Annotated in this window: 13 protein-coding genes; 8 read left to right on the top strand and 5 right to left on the bottom strand. The window is 66.1% G+C overall.

All coding sequences use genetic code 11. The annotated features are described in order from the left end of the window. The first annotated feature begins 175 nt into the window (after nt 1-175). The 3 genes from ACFWU2_RS02015 to ACFWU2_RS02005 all read left to right on the top strand — a co-directional run bounded on the left by ACFWU2_RS02015 (nt 176) and on the right by ACFWU2_RS02005 (nt 3,566). A complete protein-coding gene (locus tag ACFWU2_RS02015) occupies nt 176-1,735 on the top strand; it encodes a long-chain-fatty-acid--CoA ligase (RefSeq protein WP_378599479.1) in 1,560 nt (519 codons plus the stop codon). A 74-nt stretch (nt 1,736-1,809) separates the two neighbouring features. Beyond that, nucleotides 1,810-2,679: a LysR family transcriptional regulator gene (locus tag ACFWU2_RS02010; RefSeq protein WP_378599476.1), complete on the top strand. Its 870-nt coding sequence runs from the start codon at nt 1,810-1,812 to the stop codon at nt 2,677-2,679. A gap of 2 nt (nt 2,680-2,681) precedes the next feature. After that, nucleotides 2,682-3,566, top strand: a complete 885-nt coding sequence (locus ACFWU2_RS02005) for a LysR family transcriptional regulator (RefSeq protein ID WP_378599473.1) — start codon at nt 2,682-2,684, stop codon at nt 3,564-3,566. A gap of 7 nt (nt 3,567-3,573) precedes the next feature. Here the strand turns inward: ACFWU2_RS02005 and ACFWU2_RS02000 are convergent, their stop codons facing one another. Together ACFWU2_RS02000 and fabG are read right to left on the bottom strand one after the other, a co-directional pair. Then, a complete protein-coding gene (locus tag ACFWU2_RS02000; RefSeq protein ID WP_378599470.1) occupies nt 3,574-4,785 on the bottom strand; it encodes an acetyl-CoA C-acetyltransferase in 1,212 nt (403 codons plus the stop codon). Nucleotides 4,786-4,825: 40 nt separating this feature from the next. After that, nucleotides 4,826-5,566: a 3-oxoacyl-ACP reductase FabG gene (fabG, locus tag ACFWU2_RS01995; protein WP_378599467.1), complete on the bottom strand. Its 741-nt coding sequence runs from the start codon at nt 5,564-5,566 to the stop codon at nt 4,826-4,828. Between the two features lie 166 nt (nt 5,567-5,732). Here fabG and ACFWU2_RS01990 point away from each other — a divergent pair, with 166 nt between their 5' ends. Then, nucleotides 5,733-6,911, top strand: a complete 1,179-nt coding sequence (locus tag ACFWU2_RS01990; RefSeq protein WP_378599464.1) for an acyl-CoA dehydrogenase family protein — start codon at nt 5,733-5,735, stop codon at nt 6,909-6,911. An 87-nt stretch (nt 6,912-6,998) separates the two neighbouring features. On the opposite strand, the gene ACFWU2_RS01985 is transcribed toward ACFWU2_RS01990, so the two are convergent. Genes ACFWU2_RS01985 through ACFWU2_RS01975 form a run of 3 tightly spaced genes read right to left on the bottom strand, consistent with a single transcriptional unit; the run spans nt 6,999 to nt 10,620 of the window. Beyond that, complete coding sequence (locus ACFWU2_RS01985) at nt 6,999-8,675, bottom strand: class I adenylate-forming enzyme family protein (RefSeq protein WP_378599461.1); 1,677 nt, start codon at nt 8,673-8,675, stop codon at nt 6,999-7,001. Between the two features lie 13 nt (nt 8,676-8,688). Next, nucleotides 8,689-9,453, bottom strand: a complete 765-nt coding sequence (locus tag ACFWU2_RS01980) for an SDR family NAD(P)-dependent oxidoreductase (RefSeq protein WP_378599459.1) — start codon at nt 9,451-9,453, stop codon at nt 8,689-8,691. Nucleotides 9,454-9,489: 36 nt separating this feature from the next. Beyond that, a complete protein-coding gene (locus ACFWU2_RS01975) occupies nt 9,490-10,620 on the bottom strand; it encodes a thiolase family protein (RefSeq protein WP_378599456.1) in 1,131 nt (376 codons plus the stop codon). Between the two features lie 317 nt (nt 10,621-10,937). Between ACFWU2_RS01975 and ACFWU2_RS01970 the strand changes: the two genes are divergently transcribed. The 4 genes from ACFWU2_RS01970 (at nt 10,938) to ACFWU2_RS01955 (ending at nt 15,210) form a co-directional block, all read left to right on the top strand. Further along, entirely contained in the window at nt 10,938-11,753 is an 816-nt protein-coding gene (locus ACFWU2_RS01970) for a MerR family transcriptional regulator (RefSeq protein ID WP_378599453.1), read from the top strand. Beyond that, nucleotides 11,753-12,583, top strand: coding sequence for a hypothetical protein (locus ACFWU2_RS01965; protein ID WP_378599450.1), 831 nt, complete (start codon nt 11,753-11,755; stop codon nt 12,581-12,583). The genes ACFWU2_RS01970 and ACFWU2_RS01965 overlap by 1 nt, the downstream gene beginning before the upstream one ends. Nucleotides 12,584-12,775: 192 nt before the next feature. After that, a complete protein-coding gene (locus ACFWU2_RS01960) occupies nt 12,776-14,020 on the top strand; it encodes a CoA transferase (RefSeq protein ID WP_378599447.1) in 1,245 nt (414 codons plus the stop codon). After that, complete coding sequence (locus tag ACFWU2_RS01955) at nt 14,017-15,210, top strand: acyl-CoA dehydrogenase family protein (protein WP_378599444.1); 1,194 nt, start codon at nt 14,017-14,019, stop codon at nt 15,208-15,210. Before ACFWU2_RS01960 ends, ACFWU2_RS01955 begins: the two co-directional genes overlap by 4 nt. Nucleotides 15,211-15,219: the final 9 nt, after the last annotated feature.

The following is a 15,219-nucleotide window of genomic DNA, read 5'->3' as shown; positions in this document are numbered from 1 at the left end:
ATCCTTTTTCATTTTTTTTTTTTTTTTATTATTTTTTTTTTTTATTGTTTTGTTTTTCTCATTCTGCGCGTATGGGGGGGGTCCGCCGCCCCCCCCCCCCCCCCCCCCCCCACGACCGTGTTCGACTGAAGCCGCGCGGACACGCCAGTCCGCGCGTTGCCGACCAGGAGCGCGAGTGAGCGAACTGCACCTTCCGAACAGAATCCGGCGATTCGCAGTCGAGCGCCGGGACCGGCCGGCAGTCACCGCAGGCGACACCACCTTGACCTACGGGGAATTCGACTCCTACAGCAACCGCGTGGCGTCTGCGTTGACCACGCTGGCGTCGGCACCCGGTCGCATCGGTGCGTTGCTGCGCATGGGCCTGCCCGGCGCGGCGACCCTCGTCGGGTGCGCGAAGGCCGGTCTCGTCTTCACCCCGCTCAACTGGCGTCTCACTCCGGGCGAGGTCGCGGCGATCGCGGTGGACGCCGGGCTGGAGGTCTTGATCGTCGAGCCGGACTTCGCGGCGTCGGCAGCAGCGATCGCGGCGGCACTGCCGCACGTGCATATCGTCGTGGTCGGTGACGAGGCCGCTGTCACCGGGGCGCGGTCGTGGGAAGAGTTCGTCGCGGCCGGGGACGACACCGATCCTGGTTGGGGAGACGATCCCGAAACGGCGTTCCTGCAGCTCTATACCTCGGGCACCACGGGCAGGCCGAAAGGTGTTGTCGCGGTTCACCGCAATCTGTACAACGTCCCGGAAACCTTTGCCCTGTACGAATTCGAGGAGGAGTCCGTTTCTCTGGACGCGCTCCCGTTGTTCCACATCGCGGGCGCGGGTTGGCTCACCACGTCGTTGTCGGCGGGTTTGCACACGATTCTGCTCGGCGAGATGCGTCCAGCGCTGGTGGCGGCGACGATCGCCGAACACCGCGTCACCCATACATTCATGGTGCCGTCCGCGATCGGCATGCTGCTCGAGTTGCCCGAACTTTCGAAGTACGATCTGTCGAGTCTGAAGGTCATTTCGTACGGTGCCTCACCGATCACTCCCACGTTGCTGGCGCGGACGATGGACACCTTGGGTTGCCGCATGGTGCAGCGCTACGGCATGACAGAGACGATGGGCGCGCTCACCGCACTGCGCTCCGGCGACCACGATCCCCGCGGGACGCGCACCCACCTTCTCCGTTCGGCCGGCACACCGCTGCCGGGCACCGAGGTCCAGATCCGCGATATCGCAACGGGTGAACCGCTTCCGCAGGGTGAGACCGGGGAGATCGTGTCGCGTTCCCGCAACAACGTCTCGGGCTACTGGCGTCGCGACGCCGAGTCGGCCGCGCTGTACACCGAGGACGGTTTCCTTCGGACCGGCGACGCCGGGCACCTGGACGAGAACGGCTACCTGTTCGTCACCGACCGGGTCAAGGACATGATCATCACCGGCGGAGAAAATGTGTATCCCGTCGAGGTGGAAGCCGTGCTCGCCGAACACCCCGCTGTCGCCGAGGTGGCGGTGGTGGGCCTCCCGGATGCGCGCTGGGGAGAGGCAGTCACCGCTGTCGTCCGCATCGCCGACGGCGTCGAACGCCCCTCCGAGCAGGAACTCGTCGCCTTCACCGCCGGGCGTCTCGCGTCGTACAAGAAACCGCAGCGCATCCACCTCGTGGACGAACTGCCGCGAAACGCGAGCGGCAAGATCCTCAAGCGCACGCTCCGCGCCACTCTGAGCACGTCCGACACCGCCTCCTGATGATGACCCCGCCGCGCTGAACACCGAGGCACACGGAACGACGCCGGGTTTCCGCGGTCACCTACGATGACGGCGTGGACCTGCATCTCGTGACCTATTTCGTGGCCGTCGTCGACCACGGAGGGATCACGAAAGCCGCCCAGTCGCTCTATATTTCGCAGCCTTCGCTCTCCCAGGCCATCCGCACCCTGGAACGTCGCCTGGGGACAACACTCTTCGACCGCACCGGCCGCCGGCTCACGCTCACGGACGACGGCAGGGCGCTCGAGGTTGCGGCACGCCGCATCCTCGCCGATGTGGACCGCGCCAAGCAGAAGGTCGCGGCGGTCCGTGACCTCGAGGCGGGACGGGTGGAGATCGTGACGTTCTCCGCGTTCTCCGTCCACCCCGTCGTGGCGCTCGTCCAGCGGTTCCGCGCCCGCTATCCCGGCATCACGGTGAATGTTCTCGATGCAGACGGACCGGCGGGCGTCCACGCGGCACTGCGACGCGGAGAAGCGGAGATCGGCGTCACCGACATGTCCGTCGACCACGCGGGCATGATCACCATCCCGCTCCTCGAACAGGAAATGGTGCTCGCGATGCACCCCGACCTCGCTACCGGTGTTCCCGATCCGGTGACTCGTGCTCGGGTACGGGAGATTCCGCTCGTCCTCGACCTGGGTTCGCGCGCGAGTGCTGCTCGCGCGGGCGAGTTGCTCGGTGAGCAGAACGTCGTCGTCGACTGTGCGCATCCGGCGGCCATCTGGGAGTTCGTCATGCGCGGCACCGGAGCGACGGTGGTGTCCCGGCAGGTGGCGCAACAGCGAATGCCCAGTGCGGTGGTCCGGTCGTTGGACCCGCCGTTCATGCGGCCCGTCGGACTGGTGCTGCGGCCCGGAGAACCGTCCCCGGCGGCCGCAGCGTTCCTTGCGACCGCCACCGCCAAGGACCCGGGAGCATAGGCATGGAGTTTCGTCAGGTCGAGTACTTCCTCGCCGTCGTCGAAAACGACGGCATCAACGGTGCCGCCGCCGCGCTGGGTGTCGCGCAGCCCACCGTGTCGCAAGCGCTCCGAAGCCTCGAACGCGAACTCGGCGTCAACCTGTTCCACCGCATCGGACGCGGGATGGTGCTCACCGCCGCGGGGAAGAGCCTCATCGGCCCCAGCCGTCAGATTCTGCGCGATGTCAATGCGGTGGAGGAATTGCTCGCCGCGCCCACCGACGAAGTCACGGGCAGCCTCGACCTGATGGTGTTCCCGGCCCTTGCCACCGGGCCGATCGTCGACCTGGTCGCCCGGTTCCGGCGCGCCCACCCCAAGTCCACGGTGCGGTTCTCCGACCTCAAGTCCGAAGAACTCGCCGCCGGAGTGATCCGCGACGGGCATTGCGAATTCGTGCTCGCCCATCTCCCGCTCGAAGACGGGGTGGGACTCGAAGTGATCGAACTCGGCGAGCAGGAGTACTGGCTCGCTTACCCACCGGGCACGGATCTGCCACCGGGCCCCGTGGCCCTGACCGCGTTGCCCGACATCCCCATGGTGTTCGTTCCACGCGGCGGCGGGGCGATGAGCGACGAGATCGACTACGCGATGCGCCGGGCAGGAGTGCGACGCCCGATCGCGGTGCTGACCGCCCACCGCGAAGCTCGGCTGCCGATGGTGCTCGCCGGACTCGGCGGCTCGTTCGTGGAACGTTCTCTGGCCGAGGAGGCCCAGGACGTCGCCGTGGTGCGGGCGTGCGAGCCCACCTTCACCCGGCCGTTCGGTCTCGCCTTCGCACCCGAATCCCTGTCGAAAGCCGGGCGGGCGTTCGTGGACCTGGTCCTGTCCACGAAGACCCAGCCCTGAGCAGCGGTCAGGAGACGCGTTCGAAAATCGCCGCCAGACCCTGTCCGCCGCCGATGCACATGGTCTCGAGACCGTAGCGTCCCTCGCGGCGCTGCAACTCGCGGGCGAGAGTCGCGAGCATCCGGCCGCCGGTCGCACCCACCGGGTGCCCGAGTGAGATGCCGGAACCGTGCACGTTGGTGCGCTCGAAGTCCGCGGCACCGAACTTCCATTCGCGGGTCACCGCCAGCGCTTGGGCGGCGAACGCCTCGTTCAACTCGATGACATCGACATCGGCGAGCGTGATTCCGGCCTTGGCGAGAGCGATCTCGGTCGCCGGCACCGGACCGATGCCCATGATCTTGGGCGCCACACCTGCCACGCCCCACGACACGATGCGCACCAGCGGTGTCAGACCCAACTCGGCCGCTTTCTGTGGGGTGGTCACCAGCGCCATCGACGCGGCGTCGTTCTGACCGCTGGCGTTACCGGCGGTCACGGTGGCATCGGGGTCCTGCGTGCCCATGACGGGGCGGAGCGCCGCGAGCGACTCGAGGCTGATGTCGGCGCGAGGATGCTCGTCGGTGTCGATGACCTGCTCACCTTTGCGGGTACTCACCGCCACCGGCACGATTTCCTCCGCGAGGATGCCGTTGTTCTGCGCTGCCACCGCCCGCAGGTGCGAGTTCAGGGCAAGTTCGTCCTGCTCCGCGCGGGAGATCGAATATTCGGCGCGCAGGTTCTCGGCCGTTTCGATCATGCCGCCGGGTACCGGATAGAAGCGGCCACCGGCGGTGGAGCGGGCACGCACCAGGCCGTCGTGCATCTGCACCCCCGTGCGGGCGCCGCCCCAGCGGATATCGGTGGAGTAGAACGCGGCATTGCTCATCGACTCGGTGCCCCCGGCGACGACCACGTCGTTGTCACCGTTGCCCACCTGCAACGCGGCCTGGATCACTGCCTGAAGGCCCGACCCGCAACGGCGATCGATGTGCATACCGGGGACGGTGACGGGCAGGCCGGCGTCGAGCGCGACGACCCGGCCGATCGCCGGAGCCTCGCTGTTGCCGTTGCAATGACCGAGGATGACGTCCCCGATCTCGTCGGGAGCGATCCCCGTGCGCTCGAGCAGACCCTTCAGTGCTGCGACACCGAGATCAACGGCGGTGAGGGACTTGAACATTCCGCCGTAACGGCCGATGGGGGTCCGGACTGGTTCACAGATGACAACTTCGCGCATGACGACCTTTCGGGGAAAGTGACGAGGTGACGGCCGAGCGTCACATGAAGCGGCCGCCGGTGACCTCGAGTACGGTGCCGGTCATGTACGACGACATATCCGATGCGAGAAACAGTGCGACGGAAGCGACTTCGGAAACCTCGCCCGGCCGTCCCATCGGGATTTCGTTCATCTTCTGATCCCACGCCTTCTGCGGCATGGCCTCGGTCATCGCGGAGCGGATCAGACCGGGCTGGATTGCATTGATGCGCACGCCGTGATGCGCCATCTCCTTGGCAGCCGCTTTCGTCAGACCGACGATGCCCGCCTTCGCCGCCGAGTAGTTCGTCTGACCGACCATGCCCACCTTGCCCGACAACGACGAGATGTTGACGATCGCACCGCGCTTGGCCTCACGCATGATCGCCGAGGCCTTGCGGGTGCCGTGCCACGTGCCTTTGAGGTGCACGTCGATCACGAGGTCGAAGTCTTCTTCCGTCATCGTGCGCATGGTGGCGTCGCGAGTGATGCCGGCGTTGTTGACCACCACGTCGAGCGACCCGAATCCGTCGACGGCCTCTGCCAGCAGCGTGTCCCAATCGTCTGCCTCGACGACGTTGCTGCGTACCGCACGAGCGACCTCGCGTCCGCCGAGTTTCTCTGCCGCCGCGGTGGCCGCGTCGAGGTCCAGGTCACCGATCACCACTCGAGCACCCGCGTCGACGAATTCGCGCGCGATGGCAAAACCGATTCCCTGGGCGCCGCCGGTAATGACAGCAGTGCGGTTCTCCAGCAAAGACATCAGGTTTCCTTTCGGCGGGCCGAGAAGTGCCCGCAGACGTGTCGATGCGTCGAATATAACGGCGGGATACGGCGTCACACCCCTCCTCATCCATCGACACTGCCTATACGGGAATGGCGCTATTCGTATTGGACAACCTGTGCGAACAACCCGGAGAGTTGAGGACATGACACTCTCGACACCGGCCGCCGAGGTCGACGACGACGACTTCCGCGAGATCCTCGCCCAGACCCGGGCGTTCGTGCGCACCGTGGTGGTGCCGCGAGAACAGGAAATTGCCGACACCGACGCAATCCCCGATGACATCCGCCGGGCCGCCGAGGAGATGGGTCTGTTCGGGTACGCCATTCCCCAGCAGTGGGGTGGGCTCGGCCTGAATCTGATGCAGGACGTCGAACTGGCGATGGAGTTCGGGTACACCACCCTGGCGCTGCGCTCGATGTTCGGCACCAACAACGGAATCGCCGGTCAGGTGCTGGTCAACTTCGGCACCGACGAGCAGAAGCAGCAGTGGCTCGACGGCATCGCCTCGGGGGCCGTCGTGGCGTCGTTCGCGCTCACCGAACCCGGCGCCGGATCGAATCCGTCCGGACTGCGCACACGGGCCGTGCGCGAGGGGGACGACTGGGTGATCACCGGCGAGAAACGATTCATCACCAACGCGCCGTTGGCAGACCTGTTCGTCGTCTTCGCCCGTACCCGGCCCGCCGACGACAACGGCCCCGGAATCGCGGTGTTCCTCGTCCCGGCGGGCACCGATGGTGTGCAGGTGGCGGGCAAGGACTCGAAGATGGGCCAGGAAGGCGCCTGGACCGCCGACGTGCACTTCGACGGCGTACGGGTTCCCGCCTCCGCGCTGGTCGGGGGCAGCGAGGACGTGGGATACAAGGCAGCGATGGTGTCGCTGGCCCGGGGCCGCGTGCACATCGCCGCCCTGTCGGTCGGGCAGGCGCAGCGGGCACTCGACGAGTCGGTGTCCTACGCGGCGACCGCCACCCAGGGCGGTGCGCCCATCGGGAACTTCCAACTCGTGCAGGCGATGATCGCCGACCAGCAGACGGGCGTGATGGCCGGTCGCGCGCTGGTGCGCGATGCGGCACGAGCCTGGGTCGAGGAGACCGACCGGCGCATCGCACCGTCGGTGGCCAAGCTGTTCTGCACCGAGATGGTGGGCAAGGTTGCGGATCTGGCGGTCCAGATCCACGGCGGCACCGGCTACATGCGTGAGGTGCCGGTCGAGCGGATCTACCGCGACGTGCGTCTGCTGCGACTGTACGAGGGCACCAGCGAGATTCAGCGTCTGATCATCGGGGGTGGGCTGGTGAAGCAGGCGCAGCGCGGCTGATCCTGGGTCGCGGATCGACGATGGCCGCCGGACGCAGATCCGGCGGTCGTCTCGCTCGTCTGACGAGCGATATGTTTTGGGAGATATTCAGGGCGAACGGGTTTCGCGCTCGAGACGCTCGCGGAGTTCGGTGCGCAGGATCTTCCCTTCCGCGGAGGTCGGCAGCGCGTCGACCCACATCACTTCCCGAACCCTCTCGTACGGAAGCACGCGCTCCGCAACGTATGCCATCAGTGCGTCGCTGTCGGTCTCTGCTTCGTCGGCCGGAACGACGAATGCGACAGGTTCCTCACCGGCCGAGCCCACGTCCCTGCCCACCACGGCAACCGTCGACACGGACGGGTGCGACGCGACAACTTCTTCGAGCACACGGGGATACACGTTGTAGCCCTTGTAGATCAGCATGTCCTTCGACCGGCCCACTACATATACGAACCCGTCGGCATCCCGGTAGGCGATGTCGCCAGTGGCGAGCCATCCGTCGAGGTACTGGCGGGCCGTCATCTCGGGATTCCCCAGATAACCGCCGGTGACCTGGGGGCCACGCACCCACAGTTCGCCGCGCTCACCCTCCTCGAGGACTGTCGCAGGGTCGCCGAGCGCACGGATTTCTGTCTCGGTGTCGAACACCGGCAGCCCGGCACTCCCGACGGGGCACTCCGAATCGCCGCTGAGCGGTGCGGCTGTCACCAGGCAGGTGGCCTCGGTGAGTCCGTACCCCTCGACCACATGCGCCGCGGTGAACACACTCCGAAGACCCTCGAGTGTTCCAGGGGCGATCGGCGCCGCACCGGAGGACACGACGCGAACGGACGACAGATCGCGTGAGGACGCGTCCGGGTGGGTGACCAGCGCATGCCACATCGCCGGCGTTCCGGTGATGTACGAGGCGCGGTGCTGCTCGATCTCCTCCAGCACACGAGCCGGGTCGAAGCGACCCGACAGCACCTGGGTCAGACCGCACATCAACAGGAACGAGGTGTTGATCAGTGCGTGCGCATGGAAGAGCGGGGAAACCACGATCGTGGATCCCACGCCGGGAACCACACCGTCGATGTGCAGTCCCTCGATAGCCTCGAGGGACACCGGCCCGTCCGGCCCGGCCACCAACCTGTGCCCGGCGCGCCACGCACACATCTGCGCCACGTTCGCGATGACATTGCGGTGCAGGACGCGCACGCCTTTCGAAACCCCAGTAGTGCCACCGGTGTACGCGATGTGTGCGACCTCGTCGGGGGATACCGTCGCGGGCGTGAAAGTTGTGCGTTGCCCGGCGATCACATCGCTGAAGCGCATGGTCGCGGGGTTACCGCCTTTCACCGGCTCGTCCGAGACAACCGCGATCAGACCGACCGTCGTGTCGGTCTGAGCACGCAGGAGAGTATCGAACTGCTGTTGGCCGGTGACCACCGCGACAGCACCGGTCTCCTCGATCCGGCGACGCAATTCGGATTCGGGCTGCAGCGGATTCACCGGCGACACAGCCGCACCCACACGGAACGCACCGTAGTACGCGACGTGGAATTCGGCGCAGTTCCCGAGGTGGAGGAGAACGACATCTCCCGGTTCCACGCCCGTGGAGGCAAGCGCACACGCGAATTGTGCCGACTGTTCGTCGAGTTCGCGGTAGGTGTACACGCGGTCGCCGTCGATGATCGCGGGCCGGTCGCCGTACGCAGCCGCCATGCTCGGCGCCCACACCGCCATCGACGTCGACGGGTACGACAGGGTCGTCGACATCCACTCGGGCCGGTCGGAAGTCATGGCTGCTCCCTGCTCAGCGCGGTGCCATGCGAATGGCACCGTCGAGTCGGATGGTCTCGCCGTTGAGGTATCCGTTCTCGAGGATGTTGACGGCGAGACGGCCGAATTCGTCGGGGTCGCCGAGACGCGACGGGTTCGGAACGGTCGCCTCGAGGGACTTGCGCACGTCCTCGCGAAGCCGGGCCAGCAGCGGGGTGTCCATGATGCCGGGTGCGATGGTGTTGACGCGGATGCCCTTGCTCGCGAGATCGCGCGCCGCGACGATCGTCATGCCGACGATGCCCGCTTTGGACGCCGAGTAGTTGATCTGCCCGATCTGTCCTTCGAAGGCTGCGGCCGATGCCGTCATGACCACCGCGCCGCGCTCCCCGTCGATCGGTTCGAGCTGCGCCATGCGCTCGGCGCCGAGTCGCAACGCGTTGAACGAACCGGTCAGGTTGAGCCGGATCACGAACTCGAAATCCTCGAGCGACCCGGCCTTGCCGTTCTTGTCGAGGATGCGCATCTTGCGACCGGCACCGGCGCAGTGCACGACGCCCCGGAGACCGCCGCGCTCGTGTGCGACGTCCAGTGCGGCTGCGAACTGTTCCTCGTCGGTGACGTCGGCGGGCGCGAAGGTCGCGCCGTCACCGAGTTCGGTGGCGATGTCCGCGCCGTTCGACGACGCCAGGTCGATGAGGGTGACGGTACCGCCGGCCGCGAGCACGCGGCGCGCCGTCGCAAGTCCGAGGCCCGAAGCGCCGCCGGTCACGGCGACGGAAAGATCCTTGAGTTCCATGGTGTCTCGATCCTTGTGTGAAGTGCGAGTGCGTGGTCAGAGCAGTTCGAGGACGGTGGCGTTCGCCATTCCGCCGGCCTCGCACATCGACTGCAAACCGTAGCGGATGTTGTTGTCGCGCATGTGGTGCACGAGGCGGGTCATGAGAATCGCACCGGACCCGCCCAGCGGGTGACCGACACCGATCGCGCCGCCGAGCGGATTGACGCGGGTGCTGTCCGCGCCGGTCTCGGCGAGCCATGCGAGGGGTACGGGGGCGAACGCCTCGTTGATCTCGAAGGCACCGATCTCGTCGATCGACAGGCCGGCCCGCTTCAGCACTTTCGCCGTGGCGGGGATGGGACCGGTGAGCATGATGACAGGGTCGTCGGCAGCGACGACGGTGGTGTGAATCCGCGCGATCGGTGTCCAGCCGTGTGCCGCGGCGTACTCGCTGGTCGTGACGAGCAGTGCGCCTGCACCGTCGGAGATCTGCGAGGAGTTTCCGGCGTGGATCACGCCGTTCTCCTTGAACACAGTCTTCAGCTTCGCCAGCGATTCGACGGTGCCGCCGCGCCGGATGCCTTCGTCCGAGGTCAGGCCCGCGACGGGTGCGAGCTGCTTTTCGAAGGCCCCCGAGTCGGTGGCAGCTGCGGACAGTTCGTGCGAGCGCAGCGAGTACTCGTCGAGCCGGGTCCGGGAGAAACCCCATTTTTCAGCGACCATCTCGGCGCCGATTCCCTGGCTGAAGCCCTCGACTCCGAACCGTTCGAACACGTTCAGTGGGAAATGCTCACCGTTCTTGGCGGCGCTACCCATGGGGACGCGGCTCATGGTCTCGACCCCACCGGCGATCACCACGTCGTTCTGGCCCGAGATCACGGTCGCCGCGGCGAATGCGAGCGCCTGCTGGCTCGACCCACACGCACGGTTGACGGTGGTCGCGGGAACGGACACGGGCCATCCCGCCGCAAACACCGCGGTGCGGGAGACGATCCCGGCCTGTTCACCGACCTGGCTCACGCAGCCCCAGACCACGTCGTCGACGGTCGCAGGGTCGAGCCCGGTGCGGTCGGCCAGGGCCGTGAGCACGTGGGCCGACAGATCGGCGGGGTGGATCTCGGACAGGGCACCCCCGCGACGTCCTATGGGTGTACGGACGGCGTCGACGATCACGGCATCACGCATGAGACTTCCTTCGCTGGTGCAGACGGGGTGCGTTGTTCTCACCGTCGAGGGGACCACGCGCACGACGGTGAAGGAAAGACTTTCGGCGGAAGCTTCCGTTAGGTGGAAGCTATGCCGGATCGGTGGGCGGAATGCGGTGCAGCCGGGGAGTCACGGGCGTCCGCTCCGCTGTGTGAAATCGAGCAGTGAGAGAAGCGGCGCGACCGCCGCACGCGAAGATCCAGCATCTCAGCAAACGGTACAGCTGACTCCCGATGTGTCGCGCCAGTGATCATCAACCTTGACCTTGACGCTAGGTCATGGTTGAGACTGATTTCATGCGTATAGGTCAGCTCGCCGAGTTTGCCGGCACGACCACGCGAACCGTGCGTCACTACCACCGACTCGGTCTGATGGAAGAGCCGCAACGTCGATCCAACGGCTATCGCGACTACACCGTCACCGATGCGGTCCGCTTGATGCGAATCCGTTGGCTGGCGACCAGCGGGGTTCCTCTCGGTTCGGTCGCCGCAATCCTCGCCGAGGAAAGGTCGAGTGAAGACGATCGCGACGTAGCGGCGGACCTTCGAGCGTTGATTGCCGGCATCGAGAAGGAACAGACCGTGCTCGCCCGCCGAAGAGCCCAGCTCACCGCGATGCTCGCCGAGGCCGAACGTGGGAACACGATCTCTGCACTGCCGGCGGGGTTGGCGACAGCCCTGGCCGACGCCATCGACAGCGCTCCCTCGGTCGAAGTCGGTTCGGCTGTTCAGCTCGACCGGGACCTCGTCGACGCCCTCGCGATGTCGGGGAACGCACCGGAAATCCTGCTCGCCGGCTACGAGGCGACGATGACCGACGGCCTCCAGCGCGAGCGGTACCTGGCGTTGCTTGCCGAATGGTCGGATCTCGAAGGGCGCAGCCCGGACTCGGCGGAGTCGGAGATCGATGCACTCGCATCTCGACTGCTCGAGTTCTTCGATCAACGACAGATGGGCATCATCGAGGCGTTCGCGGAGGCGTCAGACGGTGGCGGTGAACTTTCCGGGGCCTTTTCGCTCGAAGATCTGATCCCCGACCCCGCACAGCGTGAGGTCGTTCTGCGGGTTCAACGAGAGTTGGTCGCCCGACTTTCGAATCCTGGGGATGTCTGATGGTGCTCACACTGATTCGACGATTCGAACGGGTGGCCCAAGTGGTCACGGCGGCTGTTCTCGTCGTCAATGCCACCTTGTTGCTGGCCGGCGTGATGAATGCGCGTCAGGCGGTGGTGTTGTTCATCGCGGTCGAGGTTCCTCTGGCGTGCGCGGTGCTCATCGCTTTTCTCCTCGCGATCGTGGTGCAGTGCCGCCATGGTGCTGGGCTTCGGGACGCGGTCGTGACCACGCTCGGCCATTCTCCGTTCCGGCCGCTCGTCCGCGCCGAGATCAGGGCTTACCGGGCGCTGTGGCAGTGGATCCGTGGACACCATTCCGGAGTCACACCGGGCGCGATCGTTCTCGGTGCGCACCGTGGAACGCTCGTGATGCCGGTGGCGTTCGCGATCGCGACCGTCGTCGAGATCATGGTGCTGCATCTACTTCTACCGTGGATGTGGCTTCGAGTGAGCCTCGCGGTCGTCTCGGTCTGGTCGATGGTCGCACTGTTCGGATACCTGGCGATTCATCGCACCAACCCGCACTACCTGACCGACAGGTCTCTCGTGCTCCGCCAATCCGGCGCCGTCGTAGCTGTCATCGATCGGGCCGACATCGAGTCGATCGCCTTGGGCCCCCGATTCACCGAGACCGCACCGACGATCAAGGACGATCGCCTCTATCTCCCGAACGCGGACGGGACGAACGTCGATCTGGCCCTTGCCCGTCCGGTCGTCGCTCGGCTGCCCGCTCTCATGCCCTCGCGAAGAATCACCGAGGAGGTCAGCCGCATCAGCGTGTATGTCGACGAACCAGCCCTGATGCGCGCCATGCTGGCTCGCGTTTGATGGCGAGCTCACTGTGACGCTCGATGCTTCGAGTCGCGGTGCCTCGACGCCGCGATGGGCTGGGTATTGGTCTGCGCTAACCGATCGATAGCCGAACCGCTCTGGTCCCCGGTGAATCCCTGTTGCATGCTGACTGGGCATCAGGTTCGGGCGGCGCGCCCGAACGACCGCGACCAGGACAGGCGAGCAGGCATGAACTCCACCGCTTCCACCGACGGGCTGCCCTCGTCCACCACACCCCTCGCGGGCGTGCGTGTGGTCGAGGTATCGAGCTTTGTGGCCGCGCCTCTGTGCGGCATGACGCTTGCGCATCTCGGGGCCGACGTGATCCGCGTCGACCCGATCGGTGGCGCTGCCGACTACAAGCGCTGGCCCCTCACCGATGACAACGAGTCCATCTACTGGGCCGGTCTCAACAAAGGCAAGCGCTCGTTCGCCGCAGACTTCCGCAATCCCGACGCTCAGCAACTGATTCGCGATCTCGTGATCGATGCCGGGATCCTCGTCACCAACGCCGCGGGCCGGCAGTGGCTCGAGTACGACGAACTCGCCGCGATCCGACCCGATCTCATCCATGTCCAGGTACTCGGTCGCGCCGACGGCACCGGCGCCGTCGATTACACCGTCAATGCCGCGGCGGGATTCCCTCGGGTCACCGGTCCCGAGAACCTGTCCGATCCGGTCAACCACGTCCTCCCGGCGTGGGACGTCGCGTGTGGTCTCTATGCAGCCCTGTCGATCGCGTCCGCCGTGTACCGCCGCGAAATCACCGGCGCCGGAACGAAGATTGTGCTTCCGCTGGAGGATGTCGCATTCGCGACCGTAGGAAACCTGGGCTACCTCGCCGAAGCCCAGCTAGGAGGATCCGGTCGCACCCGAGTCGGGAATGCCGTCTACGGCACCTACGGGTGCGACTTCGCCACCGCCGACGGGGCCCGTTTCATGATTGTCGCCCTGACGCCCCGGCACTTCCGCGACCTCACCGAACTCACCGGGACCGCCGCCGCCGTCACCGCACTCGAAGCCGCGCTCGAAGTGGACTTCCGCGACGAAGGCGCCCGCTTCGAGCATCGCCACGTGCTCGACAGCCTGTTCGGCACGTGGTTCGGCAAGCGGACCGCCACCGAGGTCGAGGCGGCTCTCGGTGCCACCTCGATCCTGCACGAGCGGTACCGCACCTTCACCGAACTGGCGCGCGACCCGCGCGTGACCGACAACCCGATGTTCCAGAAACTCGACCAGCCACGCATCGGCGAACACCTCGCGCCGAGTACACCGATGTCGTTCGACGGAGTTCACCCGACCGTCCGGCCCGCACCCGCCAACGGTGACGACACTGCCGCCGTCCTGTCCGAGCATCTCGGTCTGACCGACGACGAAATCGATGCGCTCGCCGCCGCCGGCGCCGTCCGCACCCAGCAGAAGGACCCCGCATGACCCGCCTCGCCCAGACCCTCGGACTCACGGAATTCCAGTCCGAGATACTCGACACCGTCCGCACGTTCGTCGAGCGCGACATCATCCCGAATGCACAGGAACTCGAGCATTCGGATACCTATCCGCAGGCGATCGTCGACCGGATGCGCGAGATGGGCCTGTTCGGCTTGATGATTCCCGAGGAGTACGGCGGACTCGGTGAGTCGCTGCTCACCTACGCCTTGTGCGTCGAGGAACTCGCTCGGGGATGGATGAGTGTCTCCGGGGTCATCAACACGCATTTCATCGTGGCGTACATGATCCGCCAGCACGGCACACCGGAGCAGAAACAGCACTTCCTTCCCCGCATGGCGACCGGCGAGGTGCGCGGGGCGTTCTCGATGTCCGAGCCCGAACTCGGTTCGGATGTCGCGGCGATCCGGACCAAAGCCAAGCGCGACGCCGGTGGCAACTACATCATCAACGGCCAGAAGATGTGGCTGACCAACGGCGGCAGCTCGACACTCGTCGCAGCACTCGTGAAGACAGAGGAAGGCGCCGACAAACCCCACAAGAACCTCACGACCTTCCTCATCGAGAAGCCGGCGGGATTCGGCGAAATCGCTCCCGGTCTCACCATCCCCGGCAAGATCGACAAAATGGGGTACAAGGGCATCGACACCACCGAACTCGTCTTCGACAACTACGAGGCCCCGGCCGAGTCGATCCTCGGCGGCATCCCGGGTCGCGGGTTCTCCCACATGATGGACGGAGTGGAAGTCGGTCGCGTGAACGTGTCCGCCCGCGCCTGCGGTGTGGCGATCCGCGCGTTCGAGCTCGCAGCCCGGTACGCGCAGCAGCGCAGTACCTTCGGCAAGCCCATCGCACAACACCAGGCGATCTCGTTCTCGCTCGCCGAGATGGCCACCAAGGTCGAAGCAGCGCACCTGATGATGGTCAACGCCGCGCGCCTGAAGGATTCGGGCGAGCGCAACGATGTCGCGGCAGGGATGGCGAAATATCTCGCGAGCGAGTACTGCTCGGAAGTCACCCAGGCCAGCTTCCGCATCCACGGCGGGTACGGCTACTCCAAGGAATACGAAATCGAGCGCCTCATGCGCGAGGCACCCTTCCTGCTCATCGGGGAAGGCACCAGCGAAATCCAGAAGACGATCATCAGCAAAGGCATCCTCCGGGACTACTCCCTGTAACCGTCTGCC

Origin of the sequence: Rhodococcus sp. NPDC058639, from assembly GCF_042717545.1 — a bacterium.
GTDB lineage: Bacteria > Actinomycetota > Actinomycetes > Mycobacteriales > Mycobacteriaceae > Rhodococcus.
Note: the sequence above shows the minus strand (reverse complement) of the source record. Positions and strands in the feature narration are given on the sequence as shown.

Excerpts from the sequence above, each read along its gene's own strand:
- ACFWU2_RS01990 (WP_378599464.1), top strand. The coding sequence starts at position 5,733 with ATGACACTCTCGACACCGGCCGCCGAGGTCGACGACGACGACTTCCGC.
- ACFWU2_RS01975 (WP_378599456.1), bottom strand. The coding sequence starts at position 10,620 with ATGCGTGATGCCGTGATCGTCGACGCCGTCCGTACACCCATAGGACGT.
- ACFWU2_RS01965 (WP_378599450.1), top strand. The coding sequence starts at position 11,753 with ATGGTGCTCACACTGATTCGACGATTCGAACGGGTGGCCCAAGTGGTC.
- ACFWU2_RS02005 (WP_378599473.1), top strand. The coding sequence starts at position 2,682 with ATGGAGTTTCGTCAGGTCGAGTACTTCCTCGCCGTCGTCGAAAACGAC.
- fabG (WP_378599467.1), bottom strand. The coding sequence starts at position 5,566 with ATGTCTTTGCTGGAGAACCGCACTGCTGTCATTACCGGCGGCGCCCAG.
- ACFWU2_RS01960 (WP_378599447.1), top strand. The coding sequence starts at position 12,776 with ATGAACTCCACCGCTTCCACCGACGGGCTGCCCTCGTCCACCACACCC.
- ACFWU2_RS01985 (WP_378599461.1), bottom strand. The coding sequence starts at position 8,675 with ATGACTTCCGACCGGCCCGAGTGGATGTCGACGACCCTGTCGTACCCG.
- ACFWU2_RS02000 (WP_378599470.1), bottom strand. The coding sequence starts at position 4,785 with ATGCGCGAAGTTGTCATCTGTGAACCAGTCCGGACCCCCATCGGCCGT.
- ACFWU2_RS01970 (WP_378599453.1), top strand. The coding sequence starts at position 10,938 with ATGCGTATAGGTCAGCTCGCCGAGTTTGCCGGCACGACCACGCGAACC.
- ACFWU2_RS01980 (WP_378599459.1), bottom strand. The coding sequence starts at position 9,453 with ATGGAACTCAAGGATCTTTCCGTCGCCGTGACCGGCGGCGCTTCGGGC.
- ACFWU2_RS01955 (WP_378599444.1), top strand. The coding sequence starts at position 14,017 with ATGACCCGCCTCGCCCAGACCCTCGGACTCACGGAATTCCAGTCCGAG.